The following is a 20,494-nucleotide window of genomic DNA, read 5'->3' as shown; positions in this document are numbered from 1 at the left end:
TTGTCTAACGAATCATGAATAAAAAAGAAGTTGCGCATATACGAAAGCAGTTTAAACTCGATCACGATCTACTGAATATTTACGATATTCTCAACGTGTATATTACGAAGGAAACCAATGAGGTCTATCACTGGGAGCGTCACCCGTTCGAACTGGTGGACAGAGAGAAGCAGGAGCTGTACATGGGCAATTTCAAAAAATTGCTGACAGGTGATTTGGATCAGAAGTTATTCGAATTGAAGTTCCAGGAAGCGGCGGAGGATCCAGCACAGGTATTGCTTCACCAGGCGCTCGTAACAGGTGATCCGGATGAATGGCAGGATCTGATGCTGCTGCTCGTGGATCGGATGTTGGTGGATACGAAGTTTGAGCGAGATATGGTAGCTACGTTCGTGCGTGGACAGTATTATCTCCCGACCAAAGCTAGAAACGAAGCCACGGAAGAGAGTGAGAAGAATGAGGTGTTCGCCCATCCGTTCATTCTGTGCAGCGTGAATTCCACGGAGAAGCAGCGGAAAACACTCTTGTTTGATTACGTGGAGAGAGAATTCAAATATAACATTATTGTCGATCCGATTATCAAATTAAGCACGCCAGAGCAAGGGTTCCTGTATCCTAGCGTAACGGACAACTACTCCGATGTGAATCGTGTACTCTATTGCACAGGGAAATCCAACTTCCCGGACCCGCATTTTGTTGAAAATGTTTTGAATGGAGAAAGATCCGTAACCGCACTGGAAGAACGGGCGATCTTCGAAGATATCGTTAAGGAAGTGGCGGGTGAACAGCTCGATTCAGCGACCATTGCACATGTATATGAGGAGATTAACCGAGTCATCGAGATTAACGAAGAGTCCCATGAGGAAGAACCTCCGAAGCTGGATTATAAAGATCTGGAACGTGTACTGACTGCAAGTGGCATAGAGGATCTGACAACGGAGAAAGTAGAACGTGCCTTCGAAACGATCGTTGACAACAAGAATTATGAGATGAAAGCGACCAGTGTTATGCCGAAGTTTACGTCCAAGTCCATTAAGATTGAAACCAAGGTTGCTACGATTTCGGTTAGCCCGCAAGACCTGAGATATGTGAAACAGGTGAACTATCAAGGCAGACGTTGCATCATGATTGAAGTGGACGAAGATGTTGTGATTGAAGGATTTACGCTCAATACCGAAAAACTTATAAATGAGGATTGATTGTAGATCATGATGAAGTAAAATCATCGGACAAGTACGAATGAACGTCCATCTATTGCAAAAAGCCCATCCTAAGGCATTATCGCCAAGGCATGGGCTTTTTTGCTGTTTCATGACTGCCGCAGTAGTTGTTTGATATCCGCTGCCGGACTGGAGCCAAGCTCTTCTTTGAGCAATTCCTCCAGAACCAGATACTGTCGCTGCGCTTCAGTTCTTCGTCCAAGGGACAGATACAACAGGATAATCTCGCGATGAATATCTTCCCGAATCGAATCAATCTGGAGGATCCGTTCAAAATAATACAGCGCCCGTAACGGCTCGCCTGCCTTCGCGTGATAGTGGGCAGCAGTTTCCATCGTCATGATGAAATCCAGCTCCAGCTGTCTGGACCACGCGAAAGCCCACTCATAATGCCTTCCTTTCAGAAGTTCACCCGTATACAACGTGTCCATCCGCTCGAAGAGCTCGGGGCGATGTGCCGATGCCTGACGCATCTGCCGGAACAAAGTCTCGAACTCGTACAGATCACAGTTGATCGCTTCCCGGTCGATACGGATGCCATTTCGGTCCTTGAGAATAATTGGCACGTCACTGTTGTCCCCGATGGCACGTCGTACGTAGTACAGTGTGGAATTGATGTTCGTCCAGGCCTTCTGCGGACTGAGGTCCTTCCACAACGTATCGGCTAATGCATCGCGGGTAGTCGATTTGGTATACAGCAAGAATGCCAGCAATTCTTCCGTCTTGGGCGTTCTAAGCTTGATGGGATTGTCTGCTCCGGCACCGCCAAACACGGTGAATTCACCGAACAGACGAACGTTCAGTTTGGGTTCAGGCACCGCTGGTTCAGGTGTTGGCACGGACTTGTGAAGCTTTTCCTGTAACCGCTTGATGCTGCGGTTCAGTCGCTCTGCGGTGACAGGCTTGATGACGTAATCGATCACCTCTTTGTCGAAAGCCTGCACCGCATACTCCTCATAACCGGTCACTAGCACAATGGGGAGCGAAGGGTGATGTTTACGCAATTCACCAATGAGTTGCATACCCGAGATGCGAGGCATCGTAATGTCCAGAAATGCCGCATCGAAGCTATTCTCTGCTGCATATTCACAGGCTTCCTCCGGGTCATGAAACGCACGAGATACCTCAACTTCTCCGCTTTCTGTCAAAATGCGATTCAGTCGCTTCAGCGACAAATCCTCATCATCCACGATGATGACTTTCATCATGTTTCATAACCCCCGTTCCCATCTGTGCTTAGACGTTGATTTGGAAGATCAAAGGTAATCCGCGTTCCCTCGCCGTCCAGACTTTCCATCTGAAGGTGTCTGCCATACAGCAGGTTCAACCGACTGGAGATATTCCATAGTCCAACGCCGTTACTGCCGTCCGTGGATTGCCGAATCTCATCCATCCGTTGCTTGGTTATGCCAATTCCGTTGTCCTCGATGGTGAAGCGTGTTTCCGTATCATTCAGATTGCGGATAGACAACATGACGCGACCACCGCGAATACTGGACATCAGCCCATGCCGAATCGCGTTTTCAATCAGGGGCTGTAACGTGAGCGGAGGAATGTCCATGTTCCGGTTCACATCAGCATCCACATCGATAATGACCTCCAACCTTGAGCCAAAGCGGGCTTGCTCTATGGCTACGTATGCCTCGATCATCTCCAGTTCGTTCATCAGGCTAGTCTTTGAGTCCAGATGTTTAAAGTGCACACTCCGCCGTAAGTAACTCGATAATTGCAAAATCAATTGTTCTGCCCGATTCGGCGCATCCACGCACAATTCGGCAATGGCGTTCAGGGCGTTATATAGAAAGTGCGGGTTCATCTGAGACCGCAAAAAAGATATTTCCGCATCTCGCGCAGCTTGCACGGATGTTTTCATCCGAGTCAAACCGCCGATCCGTGCCAGCAGTTCCTCCGATTCGAACGGCTTTGATACGAAATCATTGGCGCCTTTCTCCAAGGCCAGCTTCAATTGATTAGCTTTATTACTCGCCGTCAGCATGAGTACAGGCAACTCGGAAGGAGAGAAGCGCTCCCTGATTCGTTCCAGCAATTCGTAACCCGACATGTCCGGCATCATGATGTCGGCAATGACCAGATGTACAGCTGGGAGCTGGTCGAGCAGTTCCAGTACCGAAGGTGAGCGCGAAGTGACCGCGTAACTGTATCCTTCCAGCTTCAAGAGATTTACTATTGTCTGCAAATTAGCCGAGTCATCATCCACAACGATGATCCATTCGTTGAGATGCCCTTGTACAATCGTTGGTTCGTCGAATCGGAGTAGCCGATTACCAGAACCTGTAGGAGCGATGGTAATCGGCATGACGTTAGATCGTTTCTCACCTTTGCCATCTGCCAGTGGAAAAGTCAGGATGAACGTAGCACCCATGCTGGGTACTGATTCCGCATGAATGGTCCCCCCATGCAGCTCAACCAGCTTACGTGTAATGCTTAGTCCTAGACCGGTGCCTCCGGCAACGACTGGCCCCGTATCTGCTTCCTGCTCGAATGGCAGGAAGATGTGCTCCAGCTTGTCCTTGCCGATGCCACGACCGGTATCCACAATGCGTATTTCCGCTTTGCCTTGCACGACCGCAGCTTGGATGCTTACCGTGCCACGTTCCGTGAATTTAACTGCATTACCGATCAGATTATGCAAAATCTGAATCAGTCGATTGCCGTCTGCATAGATCGGCGGGAAATGTGCCGGGATGCGGTTGATAAGCTCCACCTTTTTCGCGCCAAGCAGGAAGGAGTGCATCCGCAAGACCGATTCGACAAACGAGTACAGATCGGTCGAAGACCGCTGGAGCGGGATGTCGCCATGTTTCATTTTCGAATAATCCAGCAATTCATCCACCAGATAGGTTAATCGTCGGCCGCTTCCTGTCACGATCGCCAGATTGTGCGCCTGTTCGTCGGTAAGCGGGCCCTCGGCGCCTTTGAGCAGGCTTTCACTGATATTTACAATCGCGTTCAGCGGTGTTTTGAGCTCATGCGAAGTATTGGACAGGAAGTCGTCCTTCACCTTGTCCAGCAAGAGCAACTGATCTTTGAGAGTGCGGACCGTACGATAAGCCTCGAAGAACCGAAGCACCGCTAGAAACAGCATCAGGATGCTGAACAGGACGATGGAAGCCTGCCCGATATTCATATTTTCCTTGAGTGAGATCGAGAAGAGATTAATGTCCAGACAGTACAGCACGATGCTTAAGAGAGCCGCATACCACAAGAAAGTAGAGAGCCGTTCGCCCTTCTCACTGGTCAGAAACTGTGATGCGCATTGATACAGCAACCACAATAGCAGCAACGTGTACATAACGACGACGTAAGGCGCAGCAAGCCCATAGACGGAAATAGGCAGAAGCGCGACCATGCATAAATAAGCTCCGAAAAAGATCAGGATCACCGTTGTGAGCATACCGGACAGGATGCCTGTTTTGAATCGGTAGAAGTAAAAGGTCAACAGACCCAGACATGCGACAGAGCAGAAATCTTTTAATTTATAGAGCGTGCTAAAGGGAATTTCCGTGCCCGCCATGGATAACACACGTTCGCTGATCATCCCGTTATAGAGTGCATATAACAGACAGATTAGACCAATCAGCAGTAGGGAATCGTCCCTGTTTCGGTAGAGTGCAGACCCCACGTAACTGACGAGGAATATGATCGAAATGGTAGCCAGTACAGCGAGCGTGCCGAATTCGATAGCTGTGTTGAATTGATGTTTTTTCAGCATGGCTGCTTGTTCGCCGAAAAAGAGTGGACCCGGAATACCAGAGTCCGTGTAATCGTAATTAGCCACCCGAATCAAAATCTCAATGTCACCGCCATGATAGGGGAAAAAGCCAATCTGGGGGGAGTTGCCTGGTCGGTAACCTGCTGATTTTGCCACAGCATGCCCGTCTTCCAGCAGCTTGTTGCCATTGATGTAGATCTCGCTGGCAAAACGAATGTTCATTTTTTTGATCGCCAACGTTCCTTCAACAGGTGCGTTACGTAGCACCAGCCGATACGTGGCGAAGCCGTGGGTTGGCAGTCGTTCGCCATCCACTTTAAGTCGATTCCAGGAGCCGGGAACGGTTGCGTAGGTGTCGGGTGCTTTCGCTGGACCAGCCTGATTCGATGTGGCAGATTCGACAGGAAGCAATCGCTCCCAGTAAAATTCCCACTCCCCGTCCAGCTTGATCCGCTCGTCTTGTTCAGGATTCCAGGCCGAGAGGTCCAGAACACCTTGACGGGCATGAAGCGCAGCAGATTGTGGTTCTCTGATCGTTGACAGCAGCAGTACGGTAATAGCGAGTACAACAGTCAGGACAACGCCTGAAATTTTTAATAACACGAAATGCTGCTCCTTTAGAGATTGTTCAATCCTTTGGTAGCTTCGGACAAAATCTCTTGTATTCTATCGGCATTGTAGCGAATATCTCTGGGGGGCGCAATCACATTTCGACATTTTTTTCTGTTTATTATTTGTTTATTGTGATCCATTATAATGCGGAAGCAAGATATGTCGAACGGACGCAGAAAAAGCATCGAAAGACCTATCTTTGCGCGACTATGGGCTGATGGAGTTGAGAAAATGGAGAGAAGCATCACATCTTGGCGTCTGCGGCCGCGGATGATTGGCATTTTGGCTGTACTGATTGCTGTGGTATGTCTGAATGGGTATACGGGTTCATCTGTCGCAAAAGCAGCTGGGACCGGACAAGTGGCCGTATCGGGAGCTGAAAAAGTGTATCAGTCCGCGGCGCAAGCTGTCTTTTACTTGAAAGCGTATCGCAAGGACGGAACGCTCAAGACGGTAGGTACCGGTTTTCTGATCAATGATGGTAGAGCACTTACAGCAGCCCATGTTGTGAAGGACGGGATATCTTTCGAGGCGGTATTTGAAGATGGTTCCATCCAAAAGATAACGGTTCTGAGCACTGACACGGATACCGATGTAGCTATGCTGTCTGTGCAGAATAGCAAAAAACGTCCGGTACTTACCCTGTCAGGGGACAAGCAGTCTGCAAGATATGGGCAACGATCGTTCGCCATCGGATACCCGCTGAAGGATGGCAAGATCATTACGGAGGGCATCGTGAATGCACCAACCGCTGAGGTGAACGATGTCGTTCGCTTGCTGACTTCCGCGCAGGTGTCTGCGGGCATGTCGGGTGGTCCTTTGTTAAATGAAGAGGGTCGCGTGATCGGATTGATCTCCGGTTCGTTCCGGACAATGAATGGCATTCATATCTGTGTAACGATCGAAGATATTCGCAAGCTGATGAAGAAGTCGAATACATAACGGGAAAAAGGGGAATCTCGCATGTTCAAAAAGTTATCACTCTGCCTGCTTGCTGCCTTGCTGACGTTGACGTCTGTGAGCTGGCCACACCTGCCGACCGTTTCCGCAGCTGCGGAGTACACGGATATTTATATTCCGAATGGTGGCGGAAAAATCATCAATCGGGGAGACATGTCTTCCTGGAACAATAATATTAAAAAGTTCGAGGCGAACAGCTTTGGTATTTTTGCTGCCGGAGCGCCGGGTACATCAATGCAGAAGGAAGATATTGAAACCGTAAGTGCAAGTCATGTTAGAACGAAGGGAGCAGGTTCATTCAAAGCCAAGATTTCGGTGGCGAACAATCCATCATTAAGACGATTGGCTGAAGGTGGAGACGCCAGAATGCTCCTTAAGATTGGATCAATTGACGTTTTAATTGGTGGTATGAACGTCCGAGTCGATGTTAACGGCAAAGAGAAGTTCAATCAGTTCAATCATGATAAATCGGCTAATTCGTCATGGATCGCTTTTGGACCCAATGATACGATCGAGATCACATTGTTTGGTTTTTTTAAAAGCGCCAGTGACATTGAACTCTATTTCGCCGACATCACACCGCCTACATACAACGGCAATACACTGACCCATACCGGGGCAGTTCGATTCAATGCTGATCCGGCGGTACAGAAGAACGAATTGTTCCTGAAGCAAGGGAGCAACCTCAACCTCGCGCTGAACTTCAGCGAACCGGTATTTCCGTCGACTGCAGAGGATGCCTCTGACCGGATTGATGGCAAATTCAGCTTTATGCGTACGGAACTGTTCAGTAATCCGGGTGGAGACGGCTTCGATCCGTCCGTTTATTATCTAACGAGCGCTGATAGCGGATACGGCGACTTTGCGGCGGGTGGACTGAATTTGAACAGTTATGCACGTTCCACTTTTAACTTTCGTTATCAGGCTGCGTTAAATGATAGCACAGGTAACATTCCTATTGATCCGAAGCGTCTGATTGCGCCCTCCGAGGAGGATCGTCCAACATTACTCGAACGGATGAATGAGGCTGGTTTCATCGATGGTGCGGGTAATCCCGTTGCAGCTTTTAACGGCATTGGAACAGTTCCTTTTGCAGATAACGCAAACCCGGGCGGTACGTTCCGTACCATTATCGACGCACGTGTACCTCAGTACTCAGCATCCCGCAACGGCGTGCAGCCTGAAGTATTAACGGGACTTGTGCTGAACAAGGGCGACGTTGTTGATTTTACCGTGTACCTCAACGAACAGGTGATCAGCGCGTTTACCCCGACCGAGGATACACGACTCAAGTTTGCCAACGGCTTGACCGCCGCATATGTCGGCGGCCAGAACACGAATACATGGACGTTCCGTATGACAGTGCCAGACGGCAAGAGCATTGAAACGTCATTGCTGGAGACAGCTGCTTTGGAGCATGCCAGCAATCCTGGCGACGGAAAGGCGTTGACGGACTACGCCGGTAACGTGCTTACTGAGCCAGTCAAGAAGATTGATTGGGCTGGATTGTCTGTGGACAATACGGCACCTGAAGTGAATTTTGTCTATGAAAATCAGGATGGAGAGATTATTCCCGAAGGACAATACGTAGGAAATGGATCATTCACGATCAATGCATTCGATCCGGACTTGAACGGTCAGACGAGCAAAGGATTGTTCCGTCCAGGCAGTGGTTCAGGGCTCGTGTATTATGTGTTGAACCAGAGTCCGAATAATCCCTTCGCTGGGCAAAACGACAACTTTGCCGCAGTGAAACGGTATTCCCTGACGCAGAAGCAGCCTTCTGAAGAATTGTATGCATCTGGTTTCCAGGACGTTGTACTGTCTACCGGACAGAATGGCGTGAAAGTAGAACTGCCGGATGACGGCACAGGTTTGAACGGGAACTGGTACTTGCATACATGGACTGCGGATATGAGTTGGGACTCGGCACGTCAGCGGATGCAATATGACAAAGGCAGCAACGAACGTGCGGCTTACCTTGCCCAACATCCGGATGCCACACCTGCTGAGTTGGAGGAATATTATCGCTCAAGTATATTGCCAAATCTGTCCGATTACGGCAATACGATGCAGTGGCCTTTGGCCGATTTCAAACAGGATGATTCCAATTGGTCGTACCATGTCGGCCTGTTGAAAATTGATAATGACGATCCAACCGTCGAAGTTGCAAACATCGTGGACAATAACTCCGACAATGTGAAGATTACGGTTAAGGCCGCTGATCCGACTTCTTCTATTAAAAATAACAAGATGCAATACCAGTTCGTGGCAGTGGGCAAGAGCCCAGTCGCTTCCGGGTGGCAGGATGCCGAGCTGAACGCACAAGGTGAAGCTGAGATATCGACATTGAATGATCCAGCAATCTCCAAAGGTGGACAATACGAGCTGCATGCGAAAGCCGAGGATGTGGCGGGCCATTCAGCCACCGCCGAGCCAAAAGCAGTTGATGTGCTTGTCATCTCAACCAAGTTCAAAGCCTATCCTGGCACTTATGCGATCAATGACGGACCCGACTTCAACGTAGCCGGTGTTCCAATCGATACGATTGAATATCAATACAGTGAAAGCTCTGAACGTCCTGTGGGCAACAGCAAATGGGTTGCTTTTGAGGATGAACCGAAGGAAACAAAGCTGGGGGATGTTCCCGCCGAGCGCTACAGCTTCCCTGCCGACAAAACGTTGAACGGGACCTGGTACGCCCACGTACGTATCAAGCAACAGGATACCGGACGTTATTACTACTATTATCAGGAGTACAAATTCGACCATTTGCCACCTGTCACGAAATTCGGTTCGCAGGGTTATCTGTATCCGATGCCAGAGCAGACGGTACAGATTGATGTGTCTGACACGCTGGTGGACTTTAACGGTGTTGCAGCCAAGAACATTCGGTACCAATGGATCAAGGTTGTTGACGGGCAAGACGAGAAGGAACCAGATCCGGAAGGCAAGGGCTGGAGCGTTTCGCCTGCGGATCGTTTGATCACTTTGCAGGTAGACAACAAAAACGACAACGGTAATTACCGTCTATACATCCATGCCAGCGATAGCTTGGGTAACAGTAAGCTTTACCACACAAGTGGTCTGTTCTCCGTGTTTTATCTGAGCAGTGAACCACCCGTTGGCAGCGCGCGTTTGATTCGGACAGAAGGTCCAGGAGATGACGGGTACACCGCTATTATGGAACTGACGGTTGATGTGCCAGCACAGGAAGGTTACTTTTATTCCGTTTCCACCAACGGCGGAGACAATTGGAGCACTTGGCTGCCGTATACGAACTATGTCGGCGTTCCTGTTGATACAAACGATTCGGGACAACTCAAGTCACAGGTTCGGGTCAAATTCAAAGGTTACTACGACAATATCAGCGATATCGTAACACCTGAGATCGAGCTTCAGGATGCCCCTGCATATGGGCTTGCTTCATTGGAGCAGATCATGCCGGTTCGCGGAGGCGAGAAGGTGCAGGATGGTGGGCAGAACGAAGGACAAGAGATCCTGTTCGACCTCGTTGATGGCAAGACCGTGAAACCAACGAACAGCAACCCGGAAATGCCGGAAACGCTGGAGGCGAACAAACGGTTCAAAATATACCGCAACGGAAGTTACTCCTTCACCGTGAAGGATGGCAGCAATACAGCAACCGTGTTCATCGTGGTCTCCAACTTCGATGATACGCCGCCAATGGTAAACGTGAAGTGTTCCACGATTGCGGCAACGAATGGCACGGTTAAAGTAAGTCTGCAATCGAGTGAACCGATCCGCATCACCAATCTGCCGACATCGTCCAGAACGTTCCGCGAGAACGGAGAGTTCACGTTTGAGTACGAAGATGCGGTTGGCTTTACGGGGAGTGTGACGGCAACGGTGAGCAACATCGATACCACGCCGCCGGAAGCAGATATTGTCATGCACTACAACCATCCCGATCTCAAAGCGTTGATTCGTTACGGTAGTGGTACTGCTGTCGTGGATAGCGCGGGTGATGGATACAATGCAAACGGAGAATTTACTCATTTCGCAGCACCGACAACAAGTAATGTGATCGTGTCTAATCTGATTGTGGCGCAAGTGCTGCCGAAACAGGGACAAGTTCAGGATTACCAGGTGGTGTCCAATAGCTCGGGGACGAACCAATCTTCATTGGTCATGACTTCAGGCAGTAAAGCACGCTTCTCGCTGGCAGATGCCGCCGGGAACAATGCAAAGCTGGAGTCCGATGCGATTACAACACTCGTTGGATCTATCCCAGCTGTAGAAGAGATCACGATGGTTCGGGTAGACAACGACGGACAGATCATCGATGACAGCAAGCTGGTGCAGATCGGCGATCAGGCTTACTCCAAAGGCAAAGTGCGTGTAGGTTTTGTGATGACATCATCTGTAGTAGCAGGAAATACGATCTATGCCGGGGCAACCCCGGTAGCCAGCTTTAGCGGCGACTACGCCAGCAATGGCGAGCATTCGATTTTACTTTCAGACGTACTTGGTAACAAGAAACAGGTCAACTTTACGATTGCGGGTCTCGATAATACGGCACCAACGATCCGTCTGAACAAAGCTTCCACCACGGTTCTGCAAAACAAATCAGGCTTCGATCTGGTCACCGATCTGGGCGGATACACAGTGAGCGATAATCTCACATCTGCGGAGCAGATTCAGGTGACGGCTGCTGAATACGTGCTGGAAGGCGGACAATACGTGGAGAAACCACTGAACCTGACGGTGACGGGTAAACACACCATTCGTTACACCGCGAAGGACCAACTCGGCAATGCAGGTTACGCGATGCAAACGGTGTTTGTTCGTTCGACAGATGGCATGTTTGTTACGGCCAATGGCATTCCGTTGTCGGATACCGAATCCGAAACAGCAATCGTGAATACAGGTACGGTCACGTTCAATGTGAACAACTTCCGTACGATCGAGACTGCTGGCGGAACCAAGCTGGAGAACGAACGCGGCACGTACGACATTTATTATTTCCCGGGTCTGGTGCGCGAAGGACAGATGAAATATATCGCTACCCGAGTGACCTATAAGGAACTGATCAGCAAAGACTTCAAGATTACACTGCCCAAAGCAGGATGGTACACCATCATTGTGCAAAATCAGGAGCGCGAACGCGTATACTCCACGCTGCTTGTTAATCGGGCCAATTAGAGAAACGGAAGGGGTTCACCCATGCGACGGAACAAAATTATTCGGATAATCGCAACGTTGATGGCCATGGTCATGCTGATCAGCGTCTTGCCACTTCACATCGCGGCAGCGGCCGTTTCCTCAGCGGGAACGACATCCATTAAGAACGGGTTTATCAAGGTAACAGTGGACAATGCAAGTGGACGCTTCAGCATTCGTACAGAAGACGGCCAGCCAATCCGCAAAAAGGATAACGGCGTGGATATGATCTTTGGTGGAGATAACCCGGAGACGTCGTTCACGACCTTCCGCATCAACGGAACGGATCTGATCTTTGGTAATCCGTATAAAATGGCACCGAACTGGACCTCGGAGGTTACACCTCCAAAGGTCGTTACGGGAAATGACGGTACCCAGAGTCTCGTGACCGTATGGACCGTTCAGGGCATTCGTATTAGCCAAGTGATCACTTTGCTTTTGAAGGAAGACAAGGATCAGGGCGGTAATGCGCGTGTTCAATATGTAGTGGAGAATACGACAAATGCCAAGGTAGAGATTGCGTCACGTGTATTGCTGGACACGTCGGTTGGTGGCAATGACGGCCCGGCCTTCCAGATCGGGCAGAATTATTCCGTTCCACTTACGGTGGAGCGCAAACTGGTTCATGAGCCAGAGAAGCTCGGTTATGACAAAAACGTGGACGAGCAGGCATACAATTTGCATAAACTGCCACCGTACTGGGTGATGCGGGACAAGCTTGATCTGAGCAATCCTCTGGCGACAAATGTCATTGCCTATGGATTCAACAACTTGTTCGAGGGCGGTATTAACATCGTTGATGAAATGGTAGTAGGCCATTGGGCCAATCTCGCCGGAACGAAATGGGAATATGAACCTGACGAGAATCTTGATTTTACGCAGGATACAAATGACTACGGTACAGCCGATACGGCCGTGGCTTTCTATTGGGAGCCTGATACGGTTCAAGCTGGCGCGCAGCACTCGTATGAACTGGTGTACGGTTTGGGAGAGATTGTATCCCCGGAGAAGGTATTTGATGTTCGTTTCCTGGATCCAACGCAGAAATTGGAGACCAATGAGGAAGAGACGGGTTACGTTAATGACGGCGTGTTCGAAGTGAACACGGAGATCGAGAACCTGGAGATGTTCAACACAAACCATAGCCAGATTGATGTGACTCTGACACTGGAGAACGGTCTGAGCTTTGTGGATGAGAACGGGAAGGAACTCAATGCAACAAGCCAGAAACTTACCTTCCGCAAGGATGTTCCGCCGGAACAAGCTGCACAGGGCATTGAATTCATTCCGTATAAACCAGGCGAGGTCGTCGCAGCCAAATGGCGAGTGAAGGGTACAGGTAAAGCTTGGCCTTCAACGCGCCAATATATGGTGACGGTGAGCAGCCCGGAGACAGAGAAAAAGCTGGAGACGGCTGCTCAAGAGAGCGAGGGGCTGCCGGAATCGGAAATTCGCGCAATCTATGAATCGTCAAGAGCAGGTTTTATTTTCCTGCCACCGGTTGGCGAATTAAGAGAGACGTTGGTCTACGCCATGTCACCGGAGGAAGCGTACAGCAAGGACGAGAAGTACATCACGCTGAACGTGTCCAATATCGCTGCCTACAATGTTGGTAATGAAGCAACGTCTACCGCTGCCAACTTTGACATGTATCTGGTGAACGTGAAGAACGGGGATCGTTACAAAGTGCCGGTGACCCGTTCCGTAACATCCCAGCCACTTGGAAACGGGTTCGCGGGAGATTTGAAGCTGGTATATCGTGGCGGGGAAAAGGTGAAGGCGGACGGCACAACGCTTGAAGTGCTGAACGATGCGTTCTTGCCGCTTGGAGAATATGCCGTGCAAGTGGACTATCGGGACAAGTCAATTCCCGAGCTGGCCGAAGCGCTGAGCTTCAAGACCGACCAGACTTTTGCCATAACCGAGAACGAAGAGAACCGGGTTCGCAAAGCCGGAATTCTCGCTGTGTATAAAACTAAACTGGACCTAAACGCAGGTGCTGTTGAGAAAGCGACGTTTGCGAGCGTGCTGCCATGGACGTACGGTAACCTGACGGACGCGCAGTTCAAAACAAAGCTGGATCAGGATCGGGCGAGACTGACTGCTGCCAAGCAGGAAATGGTAGCAGCTTCACGCAAGCTGGACCCTGCTCTGGATGTAGCTGGAGCCATCGATGTATCGGCTTCGCCGGTATATGCGGTCCAGACGTTCGAAAATGAAGCAGCCTTCGAAACGTTTAAAAAAGGACTTGATGATGATACCGAACAGGAGGTTGTTCTGGAAGTCCGCGGTAAGATCGTGCAATCCGGTACGGGTGCAAACGCCCAATACACGGTTCAATCGGATACAGAACCTGCGATTCTCAACAAGAGTGTAGCTTACAGCGGGAAAGACCTCACCATTTCAACAGGGAATTTCCCGCTCGCCAAAGATTTGAGAGCAAATACGGACACGCCGTTCTTGCAAACCCTCTTTGTGGGTGGCGACGGTACCCTAAGTGTGGCAAACAGCGGGTTCGTATTCCATTCCGGCGAATGGACCGTTGATTTCTACAACGGATTCGATAAGTCACTCGGAACGGAATCAAAGCTGACGGATGAAGAGCAGGCATGGGAGGAAGGACGCAATCCGGAAGACCCTACCCTGAACGGAACCTTGACTTGGGCTAACGGTATGCTGGGCGATGCGCTCAATCCATACCGCAATCTGCTTGTCTCCTATGTGTACTTTAATAAACACACGTTGTTTTCAACACCTACCTTCTCGCTGAATGGCTTTGGGTTGAAACTCAATGACTTTGTGCTGCGGCAGGATGGTGTGTCCTTCGGTGGTGCAATGAAGATGTTTATTGTAAATGGGGAAGTAAGCAACGTTATGTTCAACCAATCGGGATTTGTAGGCATCGATTCCTCACTGGCGTTTGAACTGGATAATAGAATCGGTTTGTTCAAACCGGACTCCGAGGACAGTGTAAAAGGTGGCATCAATGTTACCCACTATAAAGACCCGAACAAATACGGTGTCATGAATTCGTACGGCGTTAACTTCGAGGCGAAACTGGAAAACTTGTTCTCCATTAGTGCGGAACTTGCCTTTAAACGGGTGCCCGACGGACGGATTATTCCCGACGTCATTGCTTTTGGATCGGACCTTCCTGATCCGGGCATCATGATCAATCCAGCTACCAAAATCTCAAGTATTCGCGGCGCAATCCGTGAACTTGCGATGACAATTGCCGGTGGTACCGAGCGCTTGCCATTGACGCTGGAGGCAGGTATCGACATGGAGCTGGGTCAGAAACCGGCTGTTTTCTCAGGTAGTGTAGACCTGACGCTCAAAGCTACCGGATTCAAAGTGGTGGGCAAACTCGGCTTTGGTGAAGGCAGCAAAGTCATCCCGATGCTGACGGAAGCACTGGTTCAAACTCAATGGGCCAGTCCAATGTTTATCCGTGCGCGGGCACAGATTGATGTTGGTGGTTGGGATATCATTGTGGGCAGTGCCAGCTTGTTTATTGGTGAGAACCTGGAGAAGGGCCGAGTCGATTTTGAAGGCATGGTCAGCTCCAAAATACAGATACCAAGTTCAGTGCCGGTTGTCGGCGGTTTAGGATTTGGAACCCGTGCAGGCGTTAATAACGATGAACTGTGGGCAGGGATTTCCTTGTTATTCCTCACCCTGGGCATCAAATATTACTGGGGCGGCGGCATCTCATTCATGACTGATGGATCGGCTTTGGATAACGAGGCACTCGCACATCTGGCCATTAATGATCCAGAACAGGGTCCGCGCCTGTTACAGATCGGAACGGGAATAGAGACGCTTGCGACCTCATGGGAAAATGAGGAGCCTGAGCGTTACGAGATTCGGTATACCGCCGTTGGGGACGGCATTGATATGATCGAGGATAGCTCGCAAAACCTTGGCATTGGCGGCATTCGTACGTCCAATGGAGGGAAAACACATGTGATCCCGATGAGCGGAGTGACAGGGGATGCGCTCCTTGAATTGGAGTATTTTACAACAACCAGACCTACCCTGACTCTGAAGCGTGACGACGGCAGTACGTATGATATCGTGTACGGAGAAGCAACGGATCGGAACGCAACGGCGTTTGAACAGATTATCAAAGCACCCAAAGAGGGTGATCTGAAGAGCGATGGTACAACAGTGACCAAAAAAGAAGAGCTTCAGGGCACCGATATCCGTCGGATCTATGTAGCAATTCCACAGGAAGACGCAAAAACGGGAAGCTGGACACTGACGTCCAGTCAATCGGTCAAGTCCAAGCTGATGAACATTCCGGTACTTCCGGAACTGTCTTCGACGGAACTTGCAGTAGATACACAGGATGCGGACCAATTCACGGCAACTTGGACCGTGGACAACGCTTCGCCTGGAGATACGGTTGATCTGTATCTGTCTTCGGACCGTTTACAGGCAACGCCTACACCGGATGAATCCATTGATCCAGGGATCATGATTGCCAAAGGCATTGAGATTGAAAGTGCCGATATTGGTGCTGACGGTCGTGCATCCGGCGAGATGACCTTTGACGTGAAGCAGATTGCGTACCTCGGCGGAGCAGACCTTCGTGGTTTGCTGCAACAAGGCACATATTATCTGCGTACGGAACTGAAAACGGACATGGCATTCTCTGTCTTATCTTCACAAGAAGGTTATACGCTCGTAGATCCGTTTGCTCCGAACGCCGTGCCAGCGGTGGAAACGAGAAGCATCGGTAACGGGCAGTTCGAGGTGGCCTTCCCGGCGATCACCAAAACAGCCGAAGAAGAAGCGGAAGAATTCACTTATATCCTGACCGCATCGGATGAGCAAGGACATCTGTATGATCCGTTCGGCGAAGAAGGATACAGTGAATCCGACTTGAAAACCACGCTCAAGGATGGCAAGTATCATGTGACCGTGGGCGGATGGAATGCACTAGGAACACCTAAGCTGGGTGCGGACGGCAAAGTGCTGCGCAATGCAGACGGCACCATTGCCATGGAGGATAAAGAGGTACGCCATTCCGGACTGGAGCCGGGCAAATCGTATCGTATGGGCGTTACGGTCGCACGCAAACCGGCTTCCGATGAGCAAGCGAATCTTCGTTTATCTACAACAACGTATAGCGGGTCGAAGCTGCTTCCTGCCCCTACAGGGCCAGTGCTTTCGCTCGATAACAAACAAGTGGTCAACAATAAATACGAGGTTGTTACAAGTTCAAATCAGGTAACCGTGAACGTGGCTTCGAATCAGTCAAACGTGGTTGTAGAGGCTTCGACGGACGATGGTTCGCTCGGCACTACTAACCTTGCAACAACAGACAAGCTGAAGTTCAACTTTGAGGTAGATGGTGTATACGCAGTTCAGCTCAAAGCTCGCAATACCAGCACAGGGGATACGTCCGTCACGATGCTGTATGTCACGATTGATACGACGGCTCCGATGATCTATCTGGATTCACCTTCACAAGGCGAACGGGTACAGGGAGGCGTTGCGCTCGTACAGGGTACAACGATGACCGACGCCCAAGTGACAGTTACGGATGCCGATAGTGATCAAGAATTGGCACAGTTCAAACCGGACGAGAACGGAGTCTTTAAACATGAGGTGCCGATTGATGTGAATCGCATGAAGACCCGTCTCCGCATTAAAACCGAGGACGCGGCAGGCAATGTGAACTCTGCGGTTGTCGAGGTGCTGAACGGCGACTTCAAGCTGCCGCGCAGACTGAAGCTGGTTATGCCGGATGAACTTGTTGCTGGTGGAGAACAAGCTGCGGTTCAGACTTATGTGGAGTATACGGATGGAACTCGTGAACTCGCAGACAACAACAGCATCACCTATAGTGTGGTTATGGGTGAAGCGAACGCAGCCGTTCAGGATGATGGCCTTCTTAACGGAAAACGTGTTGGAGCTGCTCTAATCCAGGCCGATTATACATGGCAAGGTACGGAGCTCAGCACAACGGATATCGTATCCGTTGTTGCACCGAAGACGGGAGCTGCACCACCGGATTACATGGATACGATCAAAGCATCCACGATCGGCACCGGCAAAAAGGGAGAGACACGTGTCTCGATCAGCGCTGCCGGACACAAAGGCAACATGGTTGGAAGTGAACTGGCATACCGTATTTTCACAGACCAATCGCAAGTGATGTTGCCTACATTTGAACAGGATATCAGCGGATGGAACACGCTGCCTTCCGATAAAGTCATCAAAGCAAAACCAGGCGAATGGGTTGTTATCGCCAAACGAACAACGAGTGAGCCAAAACTCACGACAGCATCCTCTGCTGCGGTGAAGGTGAATGAGCGGATCTCTTCAAGCGTGGAACCAAGCGAGCCAAGCTCAGGCGGTAGCAAACCACCGGCATCGAATGTGCCTGTTGGTCCGTTAACGGTGGGTGGTGTAGCCATCGATAGTGCCGTTGGAGGTAAAGACATGAAGATACCTCTGGAATTGGATGCAGTGCAGAAGGATGGATTGTTGCTGGTCGATGTTACGCCAGGCGTAAGTGGTCCAACCGTGGTTGCTCATCCTGTGCGAGAAGCGCTGCTTGATGCAGCCAAGCAAGGACAGCGAATTCGTCTGCACGTTGCAGGCCAACTGGAGCAACTACGCTTCGAACTGGATGCGGATCTGATTAAACAACTCGCTGCCAAAGACATTTCGATGGATTTGGAAAGCGATTGGGGCAGCTACCGTTTGGATTGGAATGCCATTGATCTGAACGCACTTGAAGCAGCTTTCCCGGCGCAAAAGGCAGAAGATATCAAAGTAAGCTTAAATGTAGGTAAACCGGATCAGGCATACGAACGGCTTGCTGCGAAGCTTGCTAGTGAAGGCCGCATGATTCCAAGAGGAACCCCGGTTGCCTTCAACATGACGGCGAGTGACGGTACCAAGTCAGTCGAGATTGATAAACTTTTGAAAATGACAACCAAAGAACTGTACCTGCCGGTTGGAGAGGACGAGCGCTCCGTATCAACCGTGGTCGTTCTTGAGTCTGATGGCAGCTTGCGGCATGTGCCTACTCGCTTCGAAGTGCGGGACGGCCGAATGGTTGCCATCGCAAGCAGCATGACCAACAGCGTGTACTTGCCGATCCGATATGACACTTCGTTTAGTGACATGAAGAGTCACTGGGCAAGCGAAGCGGTTCATGATCTGGCCTCACGTCTGGTTGTGAATGGCGTGTCGACTTCTCGCTATGAGCCTTCGCGTAGCATGACTCGGGCAGAGCTTGCTGCACTGATGGTGAGAGCCTTTGGCCTGAAACCAGATACAGGCGCAAGTTCAACATTCGCAGACGTTAAAGCAGTGGATTGGTACAACGATGTGGTGCAAACGGCAACTGCCTATGGCCTCATGACAGGCTACAGCGGTAATCGTTTCGGTCCACAGGATGCCATGACACGTGAGCAAGTAATGGTCATGCTGATCCGTGCATATGAGATGGCAGGACATACTGCGCCAGCTGTGAGTAGTGCAGCTAATAGCCTTGACGGTTATACCGATGCGTCTACGTTGTCTGATTGGGCCAAAGACAGTGCCGCACGAGCGGTGAAACTGGGTCTGATTCAAGGCAAATCGGCAACGACACTTGAGCCAAAAGCTCCGGTAACTCGTGCCGAGATGGCAACTCTTATCCGCAGATTACTTGTGGAACTGGATTTGCTGTAAACATGAAGTTGTTGATTTGAACTGGAAAAGCCCGAAGTCATTGCGACTTTCGGGCTTTTTTGTATCTTTTTATGAGAAAGGTTATTTCAATATGTTGTACGTGAATTCATACCCAACCCGTGAATTCCAATATCGACGCTTTTGCAGACTGTGCTTCTGTATGAGCCCCTTTGCGCCAGGCTTTAGGTGATTCGCCCATCAGTTTGGCGAAGCAGCGGTTAAAGCTGGAGATGGATCGGAAGCCAACCTGCTCGGAGATGGACAGGATGGAGGCCTCTGTGCTTTTTAATCGTTTGCATGCCTCTTCAATCCGGGTACTGTTCAGAAAATCAAGCGGTGTGGTTCCCATAATTTCATGGAACTTGCGGCGAAAATGCGTTGTACTCAGATGACACAGTTCAGCGAGGTAATCGATGGTCACGGGCATCATAAAATTTTTGGTGATAAACTCCAGCACGGGTGAGATGACCAAGTCACCTTGGAGGTCTCGTTCCCGTTCCTGATCCTGAGATGACAAACGCTCGCTACTCGCATGAATTCGAAGCAGTTCGATATATAGAGACATCAACAAGCCGTACGCGCTCTCCCGATAATAGGGGGACTGCTGCTTAATCTCTTCTACCACTGATGTTGCGAGTGTGTGAATTTTGGGATGCTGTTCCTTATTCAGAATGCAATTGGTTCCCTGAATCGCCCATAGATTCGGTTCAATGTGAGTTTGTGCTGTTTTGAGCGAATGGCGGAAGAGTTCTTCCGGTGAAAAAAAGATATAAGCCCACAGGCTGGCGTTATTAGGCGAACTGTATGTGGTATGCGGAAGGTATCGGGGAATGAACGTGATGTCGCCTGCCCGAAAAGGCACAGATTCTCCCTTAATCTCCATGATGCCTCCATCTGAATAACAGATGCCAATCTCCATGTGGTTATGGAAATGAAGATGCTCACTCTTGATATCGGATATTCTCCAGCGGTCTCCACTGAGCAACAGGACAGGAAAATCAATGGGCAGGCTATAGTGACGATATTCAATGACAGGTTTCTTCGGTTTGGGCATGTTCGAGGACTCCTATATATAAATGATTGAAATTGC

7 protein-coding genes are annotated in these 20,494 nt (G+C 50.0%); 4 read left to right on the top strand and 3 right to left on the bottom strand.

The features are described from left to right. Positions 1 to 14 precede the first annotated feature (14 nt). Positions 15 to 1,199: a DUF4317 domain-containing protein gene (locus NSQ38_RS00820; RefSeq protein ID WP_091038856.1), complete on the top strand. Its 1,185-nt coding sequence runs from the start codon at positions 15 to 17 to the stop codon at positions 1,197 to 1,199. A 110-nt stretch (positions 1,200 to 1,309) separates the two neighbouring features. Here NSQ38_RS00820 and NSQ38_RS00815 read toward each other — a convergent pair whose 3' ends face one another. Continuing rightward, the gene (locus NSQ38_RS00815) at positions 1,310 to 2,428 is read right to left on the bottom strand and encodes a response regulator (RefSeq protein ID WP_338590911.1); all 1,119 of its coding nucleotides are present in this window, start codon (positions 2,426 to 2,428) and stop codon (positions 1,310 to 1,312) included. Further along, a complete protein-coding gene (locus tag NSQ38_RS00810) occupies positions 2,425 to 5,556 on the bottom strand; it encodes an ATP-binding protein (protein WP_339786275.1) in 3,132 nt (1,043 codons plus the stop codon). The genes NSQ38_RS00815 and NSQ38_RS00810 overlap by 4 nt, the downstream gene beginning before the upstream one ends. Before the next feature lie 240 nt (positions 5,557 to 5,796). On the opposite strand from NSQ38_RS00810, the gene NSQ38_RS00805 reads away from it, so the two are divergent. From NSQ38_RS00805 to NSQ38_RS00795, 3 genes are read left to right on the top strand one after another with little or no spacing between them, the layout of a single operon-like run. After that, entirely contained in the window at positions 5,797 to 6,507 is a 711-nt protein-coding gene (locus tag NSQ38_RS00805) for a serine protease (RefSeq protein ID WP_339786272.1), read from the top strand. A gap of 21 nt (positions 6,508 to 6,528) precedes the next feature. Then, positions 6,529 to 11,691, top strand: coding sequence for a hypothetical protein (locus NSQ38_RS00800; RefSeq protein ID WP_339786270.1), 5,163 nt, complete (start codon positions 6,529 to 6,531; stop codon positions 11,689 to 11,691). Positions 11,692 to 11,712: 21 nt separating this feature from the next. Then, positions 11,713 to 19,404: an S-layer homology domain-containing protein gene (locus NSQ38_RS00795; protein WP_339786268.1), complete on the top strand. Its 7,692-nt coding sequence runs from the start codon at positions 11,713 to 11,715 to the stop codon at positions 19,402 to 19,404. Positions 19,405 to 19,510: 106 nt separating this feature from the next. Here the strand turns inward: NSQ38_RS00795 and NSQ38_RS00790 are convergent, their stop codons facing one another. Continuing rightward, positions 19,511 to 20,458 (bottom strand): AraC family transcriptional regulator, encoded by a 948-nt coding sequence (locus NSQ38_RS00790; RefSeq protein ID WP_339786266.1) that lies wholly within the window; start codon positions 20,456 to 20,458, stop codon positions 19,511 to 19,513. Positions 20,459 to 20,494: the final 36 nt, after the last annotated feature.

This window comes from Paenibacillus sp. FSL R7-0313 (genome assembly GCF_037969885.1).
Classification (GTDB): Bacteria; Bacillota; Bacilli; order Paenibacillales; family Paenibacillaceae; genus Paenibacillus.
The sequence above is the reverse complement of the archived record's forward strand: the minus strand, read 5'-3'. Positions and strand labels throughout refer to the sequence as shown.

Bases quoted from the DNA above. Each gene is read 5' to 3' on its own strand.
- NSQ38_RS00805 (WP_339786272.1), top strand. From the start codon at position 5,797: ATGGAGAGAAGCATCACATCTTGGCGTCTGCGGCCGCGGATGATTGGC.
- NSQ38_RS00820 (WP_091038856.1), top strand. From the start codon at position 15: ATGAATAAAAAAGAAGTTGCGCATATACGAAAGCAGTTTAAACTCGAT.
- NSQ38_RS00790 (WP_339786266.1), bottom strand. From the start codon at position 20,458: ATGCCCAAACCGAAGAAACCTGTCATTGAATATCGTCACTATAGCCTG.
- NSQ38_RS00795 (WP_339786268.1), top strand. From the start codon at position 11,713: ATGCGACGGAACAAAATTATTCGGATAATCGCAACGTTGATGGCCATG.
- NSQ38_RS00815 (WP_338590911.1), bottom strand. From the start codon at position 2,428: ATGATGAAAGTCATCATCGTGGATGATGAGGATTTGTCGCTGAAGCGA.
- NSQ38_RS00800 (WP_339786270.1), top strand. From the start codon at position 6,529: ATGTTCAAAAAGTTATCACTCTGCCTGCTTGCTGCCTTGCTGACGTTG.